This is a genomic window from Waltera intestinalis, from assembly GCF_009695995.1.
Classification (GTDB): Bacteria; Bacillota; Clostridia; order Lachnospirales; family Lachnospiraceae; genus Acetatifactor; species Acetatifactor intestinalis.
Genome location: NZ_VUMU01000009.1, coordinates 47534 through 63559, shown reverse-complemented (window position 1 = coordinate 63559; position 16026 = coordinate 47534). Strand labels below are relative to the sequence as shown.

The window sequence follows — 16026 nt, the reverse complement described above, 5'->3', positions numbered from 1 at the left end:
GGCACTCCCTTCTATACAAAGCATTAAAATTCATCATCACTGCCGTCAAAGCTATCATCGGTGTAATCGTCTTCCTCATAGTCGTCTTCGGAATTCACCAGTTCGCCGTTGTCGTCAAACTCCTGTGACTGATAGCCCATCTCGCCAAGGGAACCCTTGTCGTAATCGTCATCATACTTACGATCACCCTCCATCTCATAACGGTAATCGGTATCACCGTAATCGACGGTCTCCATGATCTCGACCTCGGTCTGATCCTCACGCAGCACTCTGACATCCAGACCCAGTGCCTGCAGCTCTTTCAGCAGAACCTTGAAGGACTCGGGAATACCGGGCTCAGGGATATTGTCTCCCTTAATGATTGCTTCGTAGGTCTTAACACGTCCAACCACATCATCGGACTTCACTGTCAGGATCTCCTGCAGGGTGTAGGATGCACCATACGCCTCCAGAGCCCATACTTCCATTTCTCCGAAACGCTGTCCACCGAACTGAGCTTTACCACCCAGCGGCTGCTGTGTTACCAGGGAGTACGGTCCGGTAGAACGTGCGTGGATCTTATCGTCTACCAGATGATGCAGTTTCAGGTAATGCATGTGTCCGATGGTTACGGGACCGTCGAAGTATTCACCGGTTCTTCCGTCACGCAGACGTACTTTACCGTCTCTGGAAATGGGAACACCCTTCCATACACTTCTGTGATCTCTGTTCTCAGACAGATACTGCATAACCTCGGGGAGAAGTTCCTCACCATGCTTGCTGGTAAAGGTCTCTCCGGACCAGGGTTTACCGTCTGCGGTAGTCTCCTGACCCTTTTCCTTCCACTCTGCGCTCTCCGCATCGTCGAAAGGAAGATTTACATAATCGTTGGCCAGATCCAACGTATCCATAATATCTTTCTCGTTTGCGCCATCGAAGACAGGGGTTGCCACATTGAAGCCCAGTGCCTTGGCAGCCAGGGAAAGGTGGATCTCCAGAACCTGTCCGATATTCATACGGGAAGGCACGCCCAGAGGATTCAGCACGATGTCCAGAGGACGTCCGTTGGGCAGATAAGGCATATCTTCTACAGGAAGCACGCGGGAAACGACACCCTTGTTACCATGACGACCTGCCATTTTATCACCAACAGAGATTTTTCTCTTCTGTGCAATGTAAATGCGGACTGCCTGGTTTACTCCGGGTGCCAGCTCATCGCTGTTCTCACGGGTAAATACCTTGGCATCCACTACGATACCATATTCACCATGAGGTACCTTTAAGGAGGTATCTCTTACTTCTCTTGCCTTCTCACCGAAGATGGCACGCAGCAATCTCTCTTCCGCAGTCAGTTCAGTCTCTCCCTTAGGAGTAACTTTACCCACCAGGATATCACCGGCACGAACCTCTGCACCGATACGAATGATACCTCTGTCATCCAGATCCTTCAGTGCATCATCACCGACACCGGGTACATCACGGGTGATCTCCTCGGGTCCTAACTTGGTGTCACGTGCTTCTGCCTCATACTCCTCAATATGAACGGAAGTATACACATCATCACGTACCAGTCTCTCACTTAACAGAACTGCATCCTCGTAGTTGTAACCTTCCCATGTCATGAAACCGATCAGAGGGTTCTTACCCAGTGCCAGCTCGCCTTCGGAAGTGGAAGGTCCGTCTGCAATGACCTGTCCCTGTGCCACATGATCGCCCTTGAATACAATAGGCTTCTGATTGTAGCAGTTGGACTGGTTACTGCGGGAGAATTTGGTCAGATGGATCTCTTCCTTCTCACCGTCATCATAATCAATGCGGATAGTCTTGGAAGATACATAACTGATGGTTCCCGCTTTCTTGGCTACCACGCAGACACCGGAGTCTACTGCTGCCTTTTCTTCCATACCGGTACCTACTACAGGTGCTTCGGTGCTCAGAAGAGGCACGGCCTGACGCTGCATGTTGGATCCCATCAGTGCACGGTTCGCATCGTCGTTCTGCAGGAAAGGAATCAGTGCAGTAGCCACAGAGAATACCATTCTCGGGGATACATCCATGTAATCAAACATTTCCTTGGGATATTCCTGTGTCTCATCCAGATAACGTCCGGAGACAGATTTTCTCACGAAATGTCCTTCTGCATCCAGTGCTTCGTTCGCCTGTGCTACATGATAATTATCTTCTTCGTCCGCAGTCATGTAGACTACTTCGTCGGTAACGCGGGGGTTCTTGGGATCGGACTTGTCGATCTTACGATAAGGAGCCTCTACGAAACCATATTCATTAATTCTTGCATAACTTGCAAGAGAGTTGATCAGACCAATGTTAGGACCTTCGGGAGTCTCGATAGGGCACATTCTTCCGTAATGGGAATAATGTACATCTCGAACTTCGAATCCGGCACGATCTCTGGACAGACCGCCGGGGCCCAGTGCAGACAGACGTCTCTTGTGGGTCAGCTCACCCAAAGGGTTATTCTGATCCATAAACTGAGACAGCTGGGAAGATCCGAAGAATTCCTTCACTGCTGCGGTTACGGGTTTGATATTGATCAGAGACTGGGGAGAGATCTCCTCAGCATCGTGTGTGGTCATACGCTCGCGTACCACTCTCTCCATTCTGGACAGACCGATACGATACTGATTCTGCAGCAGTTCACCTACCGCACGGATACGTCTGTTGCCCAGATGATCGATATCGTCATCATTGCCCAGACCATACTCCAGATGCATGTTATAGTTAATGGAAGCCAGAATATCTTCCTTGGTAATATGCTTGGGTACCAGTTCATGTACATTCTTCTTGATCGCTTCTGCCAGCTTCTCGGGATCATCGCCGAACTCTTCCAGGATCTGTGCCAGAACCGGATAATATACCAGCTCATGAATACCGAAATCTCTGGGATTGCAATCTACATAATGAGTCAGATCTACCATCAGGTTCGACAGTACCTTTACGTTCTTCTCCTCTGTCTGAATATATACGAAAGGAACGGCGCTGTTCTGAATGGTATCTGCCAGCTCTGCGGTCACCTTGTCTCCTGCGGATGCGATCACTTCACCGGTGGAAGGATCTACCACATCTGCAGCCAGGATCTGATGACGGATACGATTCTTCAGAGCTAACTTCTTATTAAATTTATATCTGCCGACTTTGGCTAAATCATATCTTCTGGGGTCGAAGAACATAGCGTTGATCAGGCTTTCTGCACTTTCAACACTTAAAGGCTCACCGGGACGGATCTTTTTATATAACTCTAACAGACCCTCCTGATAATTCTCAGCAGTGTCCTTGGTAAAGCTTGCCTCGATCTTAGGTTCGTCACCGAAGAGTTCGCGGATCTCGTCATTGGTACCGATGCCCAGTGCACGGATCAATACAGTGATGGGAACCTTACGGGTTCTGTCCACGCGTACATAGAAGACATCGTTGGAATCCGTCTCGTACTCCAGCCATGCTCCACGGTTCGGGATCACGGTACAGGAGAACAGCTTCTTACCGATCTTATCATGTCCGATTCCGTAGTAGATGCCGGGAGAACGAACCAACTGGCTGACGATAACACGTTCCGCGCCGTTGATCACAAAAGTACCGGTCTCAGTCATCAGCGGAAGATCGCCCATGAAAATCTCATGCTCACTGATCTCTTCCTTCTCTTTGTTATAAAGGCGAACCTTAACCTTAAGAGGTGCTGCAAATGTAGCATCTCTCTCTTTACACTCTTCGATAGAATACTTCACGTCGTCTTTGCAGAGTTCAAAATCCACAAATTCCAGACTTAAGGCACCGCTGTAGTCAGCGATCGGAGAGATGTCGTCAAAGACTTCCTTCAAGCCTTCGTCTAAAAACCACTGATAAGAGTCCTTCTGGACCTCGATCAGGTTGGGCATCTCTAAAACCTCTTTTTGTCTTGAATAACTCATACGCATAACCTTGGTACCGGCAATCGGACGTATTCTGTTCTTTTCCATTGACATTTCACCCCGTTCTTTCAGATTTAAAGCCTATTTTGCGTCGGCAACAATGCAGTATATATAAACGTCAAATTTTATGCATGACAAATAAGCATAGCACCGCACAATAGTGCACTATCCATAATAGCACAATGATAAAATAGCGTCAAGGAATTTTTTTGAATATTTTTGAAAAAATGAATAATTTAGAAAATAATAAATAAGAAAGAACCATGCACCGGCAGGTGCCGGCACATGGTCCGTCATATACTGGTTAAAAATTACTTCAGAGTAACCTTTGCGCCAACTTCCTCAAGCTTCTTCTTGATGTCCTCAGCCTCTTCCTTAGAAGCGCCTTCCTTAACAACCTTAGGAGCTCCGTCAACTACGTCCTTAGCTTCCTTCAGGCCCAGACCGGTTACTTCACGAACAACCTTGATAACCTTAACCTTCTCAGCGCCAACCTCGGTCAGCTCTACGTCGAACTCAGTCTTCTCTTCTGCTGCTTCAGCAGGGCCAGCTGCTGCTACAACAACGCCAGCTGCTGCAGATACGCCGAACTCCTCCTCGCAAGCCTTTACGAGATCATTTAACTCTAATACAGATAACTCTTTGATAGCATCGATTAATTCCTGTGCTGTTAATTTAGCCATTTTAATTTCCTCCATTTGAAATATTTTGATTGATTGTCAATTAGCTGCAATTATTATTCAGCTGCGGGTGCTTCTTCTGCGGGTGCTGCTGCTTCGCAAGCTGCTGCGCCGCCTTTTTCAGCCAGCTGATTCATAACACGTGCAAAATTGGTGATAGGACTCTGTAAGCTGCCAAGCAGTTTGGAGATGAGTACGTCTCTGGAAGGGATGTTAGCAATTGCAGCCATACCCTTAGCATCATAAACAGTACCTTCTACCACACCGGCCTTGATCTCAAGCTTATCAGCAGTCTTAGCGAACTGAGCCAGTACTCTTGCAGGAGCGGTTGCATCCTCGGTAGAGTAAGCCATTGCGCTGGGTCCTTCCAGATACTCGGACAGACCTTCGAACTGTGTACCCTTGAACGCGAAGTTCATCATGGTGTTCTTGTAAACCTTGTAGCTAACTCCTGCCTCACGTAAGCTCTTACGTAACTGGGTATCCTGCTCAACAGTAAGTCCACGGTAGTCTACCAGAACTACAGACTGGGCATCTTTGATACCAGCAGAAATCTCTTCTACTACAGGCTGTTTTAATTCAACTTTTGCCATTTCTTTACCTCCTTATAGATTTTGTGCCGATAAGAAGAATAAATTAAAAAACTCTCTGTGAAGACACAGAGAGATGATATCATCATACTTATCTCCTCGGCAGGACTTACGCTCGGTCTCCCTTGCACCTGCTGTCTTCGGCATGGTTTTACAACCTCAGATAGAATAGCATAGGAGACTGTGCTTGTCAAGGATTATTTAGTATTTTTTTGCAAAAACCGCCTCACTGTGAACAGTGAAGCGGCTCTTTAGCATTCGTTATCTAATTAGATTAGAGATCAGATTAGAACTTTGCTACACTAACCTTAACGCCGGGGCCCATGGTGCTGGTCAGAGTGATGCTTCTCAGATACTGACCCTTTAATGCGCTGGGCTTAGCCTTTACGATAGCGTCCATAAGTGCGTTGAAGTTCTCCTGCAGAGCTTCCTCAGTGAAAGAAGCCTTACCAACGGGAACATGCACGATGTTGGTCTTGTCAAGTCTGTACTCGATCTTACCGGCTTTGATATCGTTAACTGCCTTGGTTACATCCATGGTTACGGTACCAGCCTTAGGGTTAGGCATTAAGCCCTTAGGTCCGAGAACCTTACCCAGACGACCTACAACACCCATCATATCAGGGGTTGCTACTACAACGTCGAAGTCCAGCCATCCTTCGTTCTGGATCTTCGGGATCAGCTCCTCGCCGCCAACATAATCAGCGCCTGCTGCTTCAGCCTCGTTGATCTTATCGCCTTTTGCGAATACCAGAACTTTTACAGTCTTACCGGTTCCGTTAGGCAGTACAACTGCGCCACGGATCTGCTGCTCAGCGTGACGTCCGTCACAACCGGTTCTGATGTGAACCTCGATGGTCTCATCGAATTTAGCAGTTGCAGTTTTCTTAACCAGAGCGATAGCATCGTTAGGCTCATAGAATGTAGCGCGATCTACCAGCTTGGCAGCTTCGGTATATTTCTTACCATGTTTCATTATTTTACCTCCTAGGTTCCAGCGGCAATCTCATTGTCGATTGCCTCCCAAATATTTATAAGTTACTCCTCAACAACAATACCCATGCTGCGTGCAGTACCAGCGATCATGCTCATAGCTGCTTCCAGGCTTGCTGCATTCAGATCCGGCATCTTCATCTCAGCGATCTCCTGAAGCTTAGCCTTGGAAATGGTAGCTACCTTGGTCTTGTTGGGAACGCCGGAACCGGACTTGATGTTGCAGGCTTTCTTTAACAGTACTGCTGCAGGGGGAGTCTTTGTAACGAAACTAAAGCTTCTGTCTGCATATACAGTAATAACTACGGGAATGATAAGATCTCCCTTGTCTGCTGTTCTTGCGTTGAACTGCTTTGTAAATTCAACGATGTTCACCCCGTGCTGTCCAAGTGCAGGACCAACAGGGGGAGCCGGTGTTGCTTTGCCGGCAGGGATCTGTAACTTGATATATCCTTCTACTTTCTTTGCCATTGTGGCACCTCCTATAATGTGGTAATTCGGCGCAGGCTGCCTTGTTACTTGCCTCCTGCTCCCACTGGAACGTTGCCGTTCCTTTTGTGCTGCCTCTCTCAGGCCCTTGCGGATCCGAGAGTTTATATTTTATTCCGGAAGTCTCCGGAAGAAAATATCTTTGTAAGCTTCATTAAAGCTTTCTGACCTCTGCAAAGCTGATTTCCACAGGGGTCTCTCTTCCAAACAGTTCTACATTGATCGTAGCTGTCTGTTTGCCATAGTCCAGTTTCTGCACCACGCCGACAGTATCTTTCCATACTCCGGCCACAACAGCAATGCTGTCGCCCTCGCCAAAGTCGATCGATACATTTTCGGTCTTAATGCCCAAAGGCTTCATCTCAGCTTCTGTAAGAGGTACAGGTTTACTTCCGGGACCTACGAATCCGGTCACGCCACGGGTATTACGAACGACATACCAGGTATCATCGTTCATTTCCATATTAAGAAGTACGTATCCGGGGAACATCTTCTTGGATACCGTCTTGCGGGCTCCGTCCTTCAGTTCCACCACATCCTGCATAGGGACTCTTACTTCAAGAATCTGTTCTGCCAGATTCTTGTTGTTCTCTATGGTCTTCTCGATATTGGCTTTGACCTTGTTCTCATATCCTGAATAGGTATGGACTACATACCATTTTGCCTCTGCCATACAATCACCCTCGCTCTATAATGATGTTAAGAAGTTTACGCCGTACTGAATAAAATAATCCAGCACCGCAATAATCACACCAACTACAACTGAAATTGCAACAACCGCTACGGATTGCTTCAATGTGGATTGTCTGTCTGGCCATGAAATTTTCTTAAATTCAGCTTTTGCGCCTTTGAAGAAACTGGGGCGCTTCTGTTTTTCTGCGGAATCTCCCATTTCGACCTCCCATGCTAGAACGGCTGATTATTTGGTTTCTTTGTGCAATGTATGTGTTTTGCAGAATCTACAATACTTCTTGGTTTCCATTCTATCAGGATGAGTCTTCTTATCCTTGGTAGTATTGTAGTTACGCTGCTTGCACTCGGTACATGCTAAAGTAATTTTTGTACGCATTTTTCTACCTCCACGTGTTTTCTGATCTCTAAATTTAAGCATAAAAAAAAGACCTAAATCTCATCTCGCTTGGATACTATAACATAATCCTCGGCTTTCGTCAACTGTTTTCCCGAAAATCCAGCTGTTTTTCTTGTTTCTTCTTATTATATATGCTATAATAGCCTCGTAAAAGTGGATGACTGTATTTTTTCATAAAATATCCTTGATCACGGAGGAGAAAGGAGATATCTATGGGTTCTGTTCTCAACACGGTATACAACAACTATCTGGCGGCATATTCTCCCAGACAGCTGACGAAGTATGACACACATAAAAAAAGCGAACTCCGCAGCGTATATAATTCCATTGTAAAACTGAACAAAGATGCTCCCTGGTATCTTCCGACCACCAACAAGGACACACAGCACTACGCCGTATCTCTGAAGGAAAATGCCCGTGAGCTTCATAACGCGATCGCACAGCTCGGCGGTCTGGAGCAGGACAGCATGTTCCGTAAAAAAAGTGCTTATTCCACAGACACCGAAGTAGCAGAAGCAGCCTATATTGGTTCCGACGCTTTGACAAGTACTTCTCCGGAATTTGATCTTGAGGTAAAAGAACTGGCTACCCCGCAGGAGAACCTGGGATATTTTCTCCCGGATCTGGCTACCACGCTTTCCCCTGCGACCTACTCCTTTGATATTTCCATCAACGATATGAACTATGAATTCCAGTTCAATATCAACGAAGGAGATACGAACCGCCAGATCATGGATCGTCTCTCCAGGCTGATCAACAATGCGGATATCGGTATCCAGGCAAATGTTGCAGAGTCCGATTCCCGTTACGCGCTCCGGCTGACCTCTGATGCGACCGGTGTACCGGCCAACAAGGCATATCATTTCCGCGTAAGTGACGATCACACCAGCAAAGCCTCCGGTGTCGTAGGCAATATGGGGTTGAATTATATCAGCCATTCTGCCGGCAATGCATGCTTCCTGATCAATGGTGAAGAGCGTTCTTCTTCCTCCAACCATTTCACGGTTGGCAAGCTGTTCGATGTACAGATCAAAGCCGTAAGTCCCGAAGATAAGCCGGTGCATATTGGTCTGAAGACAGACACCGAATCCATCACTGACAATATCAACCAGCTGATCGGCAGCTACAATAGCTTCATTCGGTCTGCAGCTTCTTATCTGGAGACCCAGTCCAGAAGCAGACAGCTGGTCCGTGAATTTTCATCAATTGCTTCCCATTACGGCACTTCTCTGGAAAATATGGGAATGCACCTGCAGGATGACGGTATTCTCTCTGTCAATGATGAAAAATTACAGCAGGCAGCGGCATCAGCAGGAAATGATCTATCATCTTTCAGCGTATTGAAGGATTTCAGCAGTTCCCTGTTGCGTAAGAGCGATCAGGTCTCCCTGAACCCTATGGATTATGTAGACAAAAAAATAGTGGCCTACAAAAATCCCGGTCACAATTTTATCAGTCCCTACACCACCAGTGCTTACAGCGGCATGATGTTTAACAGCTACTGCTGATCCTTTCACAGATCAAAGCAGTAGCTGTTTTTGTTTGTCTTTATTTTGTTTTTTTCGCCTTGGCCTTGTACTTATCGATCTGTACAAAATCGTCCATCAGTTCCAGGATCTTATCACGTCCCGTCTGATTCAGCTTCACATAATTCTGCATAACACGATTTTCCAAAAGCTGTGCCCCCAGAGATGCATCTCTCTCCAGAGAGGAAAAATCCACAGGATTCAGGCTCAGCTTGTCGCACATTTTGATCACTGTTCCGTACGCCATCCCTTCAATACCGCGCTCAAGAGCGGTTACCAGTGTACTGTAAGGAATGTTCATCTCCATTGCAAACTGTCTGACACTGCGATACTGTCTTAAAATTTCTTTCTTTAAAATCTCCGCCTTAGTCATATTTATTCCTCCGCATATCCTCCATAATTGGTACAGCTTTAATATACGATTTTGCGTTTTCCATTTCAAGTTAAAAACAGAAAATTAAGAATTTCGACGAAATTTTAACAATATTTTTATATTTCTTCCAGCTGCTCCAACCAGATCCTGGCGCAGGCGTCAGACGGCATCCGCAGGTCTCCTCTGGGCGACAATGCCACGCTTCCCACCTTGGGGCCGTCCGGCAGACAGGACCGTTTAAATTGCTGGGCAAAGAATCTTCGGTAGAAATTTATCAACCATTTTTTAATGATTTCGTCACTGTATCTTCCCGAAAATGTATCTTTTGCAATCCTGTAGATCTTATCCGGAGCATATCCGCAGCGAAGCATATAATATAAGAAGAAATCATGCAGTTCGTAAGGCCCTACCAGATCTTCCGTCTTCTGTGCAATGTTTCCTTCCACCGGCGGGAGCAGCTCCGGACTGACCGGGGTATCCAGCACATCCTTCAATACTGCCGTAAGTTCCCTGTTTTCACAGGTATCCGCATAATAGTCCACCAGATGCCGCACCAGTGTCTTGGGTACACCGGCATTGACGCCATACATGGACATATGGTCTCCGTTGTAGGTGGCCCAGCCCAGTGCCAGTTCCGACATATCTCCTGTACCGATGACCAGTGCATTTTCCTTGTTTGCGATGTCCATCAGCACCTGCGTGCGTTCCCTGGCCTGCCCGTTTTCATAGGTAACATCATGGCATCCCATATCCTGCCCGATATCGGCAAAATGTCTGGTCACAGATTCTCTGATATCCACTTCCCGCAGGGTTACACCCAGAGTCTCCGCCAACAGGCAGGCATTTTCATACGTCCGGTCCGTTGTTCCGAAGCAGGGCATGGTCACTGCTATAATTCCTTTTCTGGAAAGTTGCAGCAGGTCAAAGGTACGTACCGTCACCAGCAGTGCCAATGTGGAATCCAATCCTCCGGAGATTCCGAGGACCGCCGTCTTTAATCCGGTATGCGCATACCTTTTCTTCAGTCCGTATGCCTGAATGGACAAAATATCCTCGCACCGTCTGTTTCGAAGTGCAGGATCCTCCGGCACAAAAGGATGTGCGGCAAATTTGCGATCCAACCGGGTCTGTGCAAGCTTTACGGAAAAAGGGACCACGCGGTAATCTTTCTCCGGCTTCTGTCCGAACATTCCCATTCTTCTGCGTTCATTCACAATTCGAAGCACATCCAGATCCGCATATACAATTCCGGAAGAGAATCGGGATGACTGTACAAGCAGCGTACCATTCTCCGCGATCAGGTCATGTCCTCCGAATACCAGATCCTGGGTGGATTCTCCCTCTCCTGCGGAAGTATAGATATATCCGCACAGGAGTCTTGCGCTTGCAGATTTTACCAATAACATGCGATAGTCATCTTTGGAGACGGTCTCATTGGATGCAGAGAGGTTTGCGATCACCGTGGCTCCCGCAAGTGCATGAGATGTGGAAGGAGGTTCCGCCACCCACAGATCCTCGCAGATTTCACAGCCGATCACCAGTTCCGGAAGTTCTGTGCAGCGAAACAGAAGGTTTATTCCAAAGGGAATTTTCCGCCCGGATAATTGATATTCCGTTACGGTCTCCTCCCCGGGAGTGAAATGTCTTCCCTCATAAAATTCTCCGTAGGAAGGAATGTTTTTCTTCGGGATCATTCCCAGGATATCTCCGTGATGTAATACCGCCGCAACATTGTATAACCGGCCGTCTTTCTCTATCGGAAGTCCCACCAGTATCACGGCATCCATTTTTGCAGTCTGCGCCGTGATCCGAAGCAATGCTTCCTTTGCCTCTTCCAACAACAGGTTCTGAAGAAACAGATCCCCACAGGTATACCCCGTGATACACAGTTCCGGAAATACCACTATTTTTGCTCCATGAGAGACCGCTTCCTCCATCTGTTCACAGATCACCTGTGCATTATAAACCGGATCCGCCACCCGGATCGCCGGTGTGGCGGATGCTGCTTTGACAAATCCCTGTTTCATAGACTTCCTCGCTTTACAGAATCAATCCTGAATCATTTCCTTTAATTCATCCACGGTAAAGTTATAGTTTTTATTACAAAAATGGCAATTCACTTCTATCTCTTTGCCATCATCGATCATGGACTGCAATTCTTCTCTTCCGATACTGATCAGAGCTTTTCTCACACGGTCTTTGCTGCAATTACAGGAAAATTCCACCGGAAGTGTATCCGTAACTTCCAGATCCATTCCCTCCAGCAGAACACCCAGCATTTCCTCCGGTGTCTTGCCGGCATCCAGCATTGTGGTGACGGAAGCAAGATTTTTGATATTCTCCTCCAGCTTACTGATCGTCTCCTCCTCTGCAAAAGGCATCAACTGCACAATAAAACCGCCGGCCTGTCTTACGGTATTATCTCTGTTCATCAACACTCCCAGTCCCACAACAGAGGGAACCTGCTCAGATACTGCAAAATAATAAGTCAGATCCTCTGCGATCTCACCGGTCTGAAGATCCGTCTGTCCCACATAGGGGTCTTTCAGGCCCATGTCGCGGATCACGCTCAAGACACCGGCGCCCACTGCACCGCCCACATCCAGTTTGCCCTGGGCATTGGCAGGCAGGATCACATCCGGCACATTGGCATACCCCTTCACATGTCCGTTCCTATCCGCAGTCACCGTCAGTCCGCCGATAGGACCATTTCCTTTGATCTGCAGGGTGATCAGTTCATCGTCTCCCTTCAGCATACTGCCCATCATAACCCCGGCACTGAGCAGTCTTCCCAACGCTGCCGTAACCACGGGGCTTGTATTATGTGCCGCCCGTGCAGTCTCCACTGTCTCTCTTGTAGTGCATGCGAATGCCCGGATCTGTGCATTTGCTGCAGTTGCACGTACCATATAATCTTTCATTTATTTCACGTACCTTTCTGTCGGCAGCTCCTTTTGCTGCTCTTTTGCTACAATATATACTCTCTCGCTGGTCGCCGTTGCTGCCTCTCCGGTATCGGAATCCATGATTTCGAGGACTTTAAGTCCGGCCTGTTCCAACAGCGCCCTCATCTGTTCCGCAGTATATCCACGTTGCAAATGTGTCTCAGTGAATCTGCGGAAAATATCTTCCTCTTCCTGCACGAAAATGGTGAGATCATACTCATTGATCTCCTCTTCGGGATCATAATAATTCTCCCAGATAAAACTGCAATCCTGTCTGTTCTCCGCAATAGTGGTATTACCGATGACTTCCCGGTATTTGTAGGCGGTATTAAAATCAAAGATAAATACCCCGCCGGGATAGAGATAATTGTTCACCAGCCGGAATACCTGCAAAAGTTCCTCTTCTTCCAAAATATAATTGATGGAATCACAGACGCTGATCACCGTACCCACGGTAGAATACAGATCCAGTTCCCGCATATCCTGATGCAGATAAAGGATCTCCGAACCGCTCTCCGCTTTTTTATCCATGGCAATATTCAGCATTTCTTCAGAATTATCCACGCCAATGCAGTCATAGCCTTTTTGATACAGCATTTCCGTCAACGTACCTGTGCCGCAACCCAGATCCACCACCAGATTACGCTCGGAATCCAGAATTCCCTCCGCATCCCGCTCCGGCTTCGACACTCCATAGGCTGCGATCAGCCGGTCCAGACGTTCGCACCACATTTCATAAGGGGTATTGTCCATGAGTTCATCATATACTCTTGCAAAATCGGTATAAATCTCTTCTGTGTTTTCCATAGCTACAGCATCTCCGTTTTCTTAAAAAATAGTCCCAAGTGCCCCGAACACTCCCATGCTGAGCAGTCCCATGATCACACCTGCCAGTACTACTCCCAACATCACGGCAATCACGCTGGACTTAAAGTCCATGTCTAACAGACTGGCTGCCAGAGTTCCGGTCCATGCACCGGTTCCGGGAAGCGGAATTCCCACAAACAGAAGCAGTGCCACGAACAGACCTCTTCCGGCCTTCTCCTGCAGCTTCTGTCCACCCTTGTGGCCTTTTTCCAGACAAAAAGTAAAGAACTTACCGATGACCGGCTTGTCTGCGCCCCACTCCAATACTTTTCTGGCAAAAAAGAAAATAAAAGGCACCGGAAGCATATTTCCCAGGATACAGATAATGTAGCTGGGCAACAGCGGCAGATTCATTCCCACCGCAATGGGAACAGCGCCTCGAAGTTCAATCAACGGAACCATAGATACCAGAAAAATGATCAAATACTTTTTTAACATGTGTTTACTCCAATTCTTTTATTTTTTAATTATACCCGCTTTTCCAGATATTCTTTCAGAAAAGCGATCAGACGGTCCATTTCCTCATCCGTACCGACCGAGATACGCAGGGAGTTGGAAATGCGGGGTTTGTTCCAGTGTCTGACATAAATATCCGCCTCTCGAAGTGCCCGGAACAATTCTTCTGCCGGAACTTCCTTATGAGAAGCAAAGATAAAGTTTGCCTTGGAATCCGGGAAAGTAAATCCCAGGCTCGTCAGTTCCTTTTTCACCCGCTCTCTCGTAGCTATAATTTTAGCCGTGGTTGCTTTAAAATAAGTATCATCCTTCACTGCTTCCACGCCCATTACCTGCGAAGGCAGGTTCATGGTGTAGGAGTTAAAGGAAAACTTCACGTCATTCAGATAGTGGATCAGTTTCTCGTTGCCGATGCAGAAACCGATACGCATTCCCGCCATAGCTCTGGACTTGGAAAACGTCTGAACGACCAACAGATTTTCGTACTTTTTAAGTAACGGCAGTGCACTTTTGCCACCGAAATCCACATAAGCCTCGTCCACGATCACTACCACATCCGGATTTGCCTGCAGGATCTCCTCAACTGTTTCAAGAGATTCCTCCACGCCGGTAGGAGCGTTGGGATTCGGGAAGATGACACCGCCGTTAGGCTGTTTATAATCTTCCGGATGGATATGCCAGTTTTCATCCAATGCACAGGTGCGATATGGGATCCGGTACAGATCTGCCCATACATCATAAAAGGAATAGGTGACATCCGGGAACAGAATCGGCTTACCACTGTTAAAAAAAGTCATAAAGGCCATAGACAATACATCGTCCGAACCGACTCCCACGAATACCTGCTCCGGTTTTACATCATAATATGCTGCCAGGGCATCCACCAGCGGCTGGGCATTTGAATCCGGATATAATCTGAGTGCTGCACTCTCCATATTTTCCGCCGCTTTTCGCACCCCGGGTGCGGGAGGATACGGGCATTCATTTGTATTTAATTTAATCATATTGGGCCGGTTCGGCTGTTCCCCTGCCACATAAGGAACTACCTTACGTACATTTTCTTCCCATTTCATAATTTCACTCCTCACTCCTGCTATTCAACTCTTCCCGATAGCTTGCTGCCTGTTCCGAAAGTCCCAGGCGATCATAGCATCGAACCAGTCCCTCCAGCGGTTCTGCCCCGGAAGTCCTTAGTGCCAGTACCGGCTGCGTTTCATATACCGCATTGTAATACCAGATGACCGCTTCCTCCAAGTCCCCGGATGTCTCGTAGAAATGCCCCAATTCGCAGCAGATCTCCGAGCAGCCGTCTCCGGCGATCACCTTTAAGGTGTATTTGAAAAAGCTCACCGCATCTCCCCGCAGTCTTGCCGCTTTTGCTGCCACACAACAGCCTTCCGTGATCTCATCTCCGCTTCTGTCCGGAGAAGCCACCTGCATCTGAAAATAGTTCTCCGCCTCCAGAAAATCCCTGTCCGCTCCACCCAGGAACAATTCTCTTGCATACATTCCATACAACCTTCTGGAAAGCTGTCTTCCTGCTGCGATCTGTTTACGGAAATTGGCAATATCCCTGCCTGCATGATTCTGCTCCGGCATATGGGTGATCACAATATCACTGTCATAGACAACCGGTTCCAGCCGGACCATTTCATGAATTGGTTCTTCCCATATAAAATTTCTCAGTCTCTTAAACAGCTTCGGTCGATATTCTTCATCAAAATTATAAACCGTACCGTTGTGCAGCTGGTTGCCGTATTTCATCTGTACAATTTCAATTTCGGGCAGAAGCGTTTCTTTTAACACCTGAAACCTTGCCCGGTTCTCTTCCGAGAGAACCTCATCCGCATCTGCGGAATAAATATACTCACAAGTTGCCTTGGAAAAAGCAAAATTCCTCGCTGCACTGAAATCATCGATCCATGTAAAATCATAAACCCGATCCGTGTATGTCTGTGCGATCCGTCTGGTCGCATCCACAGAACCTGTATCCACGATGACGATCTCATCCACCAGATCTTTTACGCTGTCCAGACATCTTGCCAGGATCCGTTCTTCATTTTTCACGATCATGCATAAAGAAATTGTGATCATCTGCATTCACCGTTCCTTTAT

Annotated in this window: 16 protein-coding genes and 1 other annotated feature; of the genes, 1 reads left to right on the top strand and 15 read right to left on the bottom strand. The window is 47.3% G+C overall.

The window, feature by feature from the left end:
- Positions 1 to 23: 23 nt before the first annotated feature.
- The 8 genes from rpoB to rpmG all read right to left on the bottom strand — a co-directional run bounded on the left by rpoB (position 24) and on the right by rpmG (position 7723).
- Positions 24 to 3950, bottom strand: a complete 3927-nt coding sequence (gene rpoB / locus FYJ59_RS08670; protein WP_154496485.1) for a DNA-directed RNA polymerase subunit beta — start codon at positions 3948 to 3950, stop codon at positions 24 to 26.
- Positions 3951 to 4213: 263 nt separating this feature from the next.
- Positions 4214 to 4585 carry a 50S ribosomal protein L7/L12 gene (gene rplL / locus FYJ59_RS08665; RefSeq protein ID WP_022153710.1) on the bottom strand — a complete coding sequence of 124 codons (372 nt, stop codon included), beginning with the start codon at positions 4583 to 4585 and terminating at the stop codon, positions 4214 to 4216.
- Positions 4586 to 4638: 53 nt separating this feature from the next.
- Entirely contained in the window at positions 4639 to 5175 is a 537-nt protein-coding gene (rplJ, locus tag FYJ59_RS08660; protein ID WP_022153711.1) for a 50S ribosomal protein L10, read from the bottom strand.
- A 36-nt stretch (positions 5176 to 5211) separates the two neighbouring features.
- Positions 5212 to 5334: a sequence feature (ribosomal protein L10 leader region), on the bottom strand.
- A 124-nt stretch (positions 5335 to 5458) separates the two neighbouring features.
- Positions 5459 to 6148 carry a 50S ribosomal protein L1 gene (gene rplA / locus FYJ59_RS08655; protein WP_022153712.1) on the bottom strand — a complete coding sequence of 230 codons (690 nt, stop codon included), beginning with the start codon at positions 6146 to 6148 and terminating at the stop codon, positions 5459 to 5461.
- A gap of 62 nt (positions 6149 to 6210) precedes the next feature.
- Positions 6211 to 6636: a 50S ribosomal protein L11 gene (rplK, locus tag FYJ59_RS08650; RefSeq protein ID WP_022153713.1), complete on the bottom strand. Its 426-nt coding sequence runs from the start codon at positions 6634 to 6636 to the stop codon at positions 6211 to 6213.
- A gap of 172 nt (positions 6637 to 6808) precedes the next feature.
- Entirely contained in the window at positions 6809 to 7327 is a 519-nt protein-coding gene (gene nusG / locus FYJ59_RS08645; protein WP_022153714.1) for a transcription termination/antitermination protein NusG, read from the bottom strand.
- Positions 7328 to 7342: 15 nt separating this feature from the next.
- Positions 7343 to 7546 (bottom strand): preprotein translocase subunit SecE, encoded by a 204-nt coding sequence (gene secE, locus FYJ59_RS08640; RefSeq protein WP_022153715.1) that lies wholly within the window; start codon positions 7544 to 7546, stop codon positions 7343 to 7345.
- A gap of 27 nt (positions 7547 to 7573) precedes the next feature.
- Positions 7574 to 7723 carry a 50S ribosomal protein L33 gene (gene rpmG, locus FYJ59_RS08635; protein ID WP_022153716.1) on the bottom strand — a complete coding sequence of 50 codons (150 nt, stop codon included), beginning with the start codon at positions 7721 to 7723 and terminating at the stop codon, positions 7574 to 7576.
- 233 nt (positions 7724 to 7956) lie between these two features.
- On the opposite strand from rpmG, the gene fliD reads away from it, so the two are divergent.
- A complete protein-coding gene (gene fliD, locus FYJ59_RS08630; RefSeq protein WP_154496484.1) occupies positions 7957 to 9252 on the top strand; it encodes a flagellar filament capping protein FliD in 1296 nt (431 codons plus the stop codon).
- A 40-nt stretch (positions 9253 to 9292) separates the two neighbouring features.
- On the opposite strand, the gene FYJ59_RS08625 is transcribed toward fliD, so the two are convergent.
- The 7 genes from FYJ59_RS08625 to FYJ59_RS08595 form a co-directional block, all read right to left on the bottom strand.
- Positions 9293 to 9643, bottom strand: coding sequence for a transcriptional regulator (locus FYJ59_RS08625; protein ID WP_022153718.1), 351 nt, complete (start codon positions 9641 to 9643; stop codon positions 9293 to 9295).
- A gap of 116 nt (positions 9644 to 9759) precedes the next feature.
- Positions 9760 to 11670 (bottom strand): NAD(+) synthase, encoded by a 1911-nt coding sequence (locus tag FYJ59_RS08620; protein WP_154496483.1) that lies wholly within the window; start codon positions 11668 to 11670, stop codon positions 9760 to 9762.
- A gap of 21 nt (positions 11671 to 11691) precedes the next feature.
- Positions 11692 to 12564: an Hsp33 family molecular chaperone HslO gene (gene hslO / locus FYJ59_RS08615; protein ID WP_154496482.1), complete on the bottom strand. Its 873-nt coding sequence runs from the start codon at positions 12562 to 12564 to the stop codon at positions 11692 to 11694.
- Entirely contained in the window at positions 12565 to 13395 is an 831-nt protein-coding gene (locus FYJ59_RS08610; RefSeq protein ID WP_154496481.1) for a class I SAM-dependent DNA methyltransferase, read from the bottom strand.
- Between the two features lie 21 nt (positions 13396 to 13416).
- Positions 13417 to 13893 (bottom strand): COG2426 family protein, encoded by a 477-nt coding sequence (locus FYJ59_RS08605; protein ID WP_154496480.1) that lies wholly within the window; start codon positions 13891 to 13893, stop codon positions 13417 to 13419.
- Positions 13894 to 13922: 29 nt separating this feature from the next.
- Positions 13923 to 14987, bottom strand: coding sequence for a histidinol-phosphate transaminase (hisC, locus tag FYJ59_RS08600; RefSeq protein WP_148447211.1), 1065 nt, complete (start codon positions 14985 to 14987; stop codon positions 13923 to 13925).
- 1 nt (position 14988) lies between these two features.
- The gene (locus FYJ59_RS08595; RefSeq protein ID WP_205839504.1) at positions 14989 to 16011 is read right to left on the bottom strand and encodes a glycosyltransferase family 2 protein; all 1023 of its coding nucleotides are present in this window, start codon (positions 16009 to 16011) and stop codon (positions 14989 to 14991) included.
- Positions 16012 to 16026 lie beyond the last annotated feature (15 nt).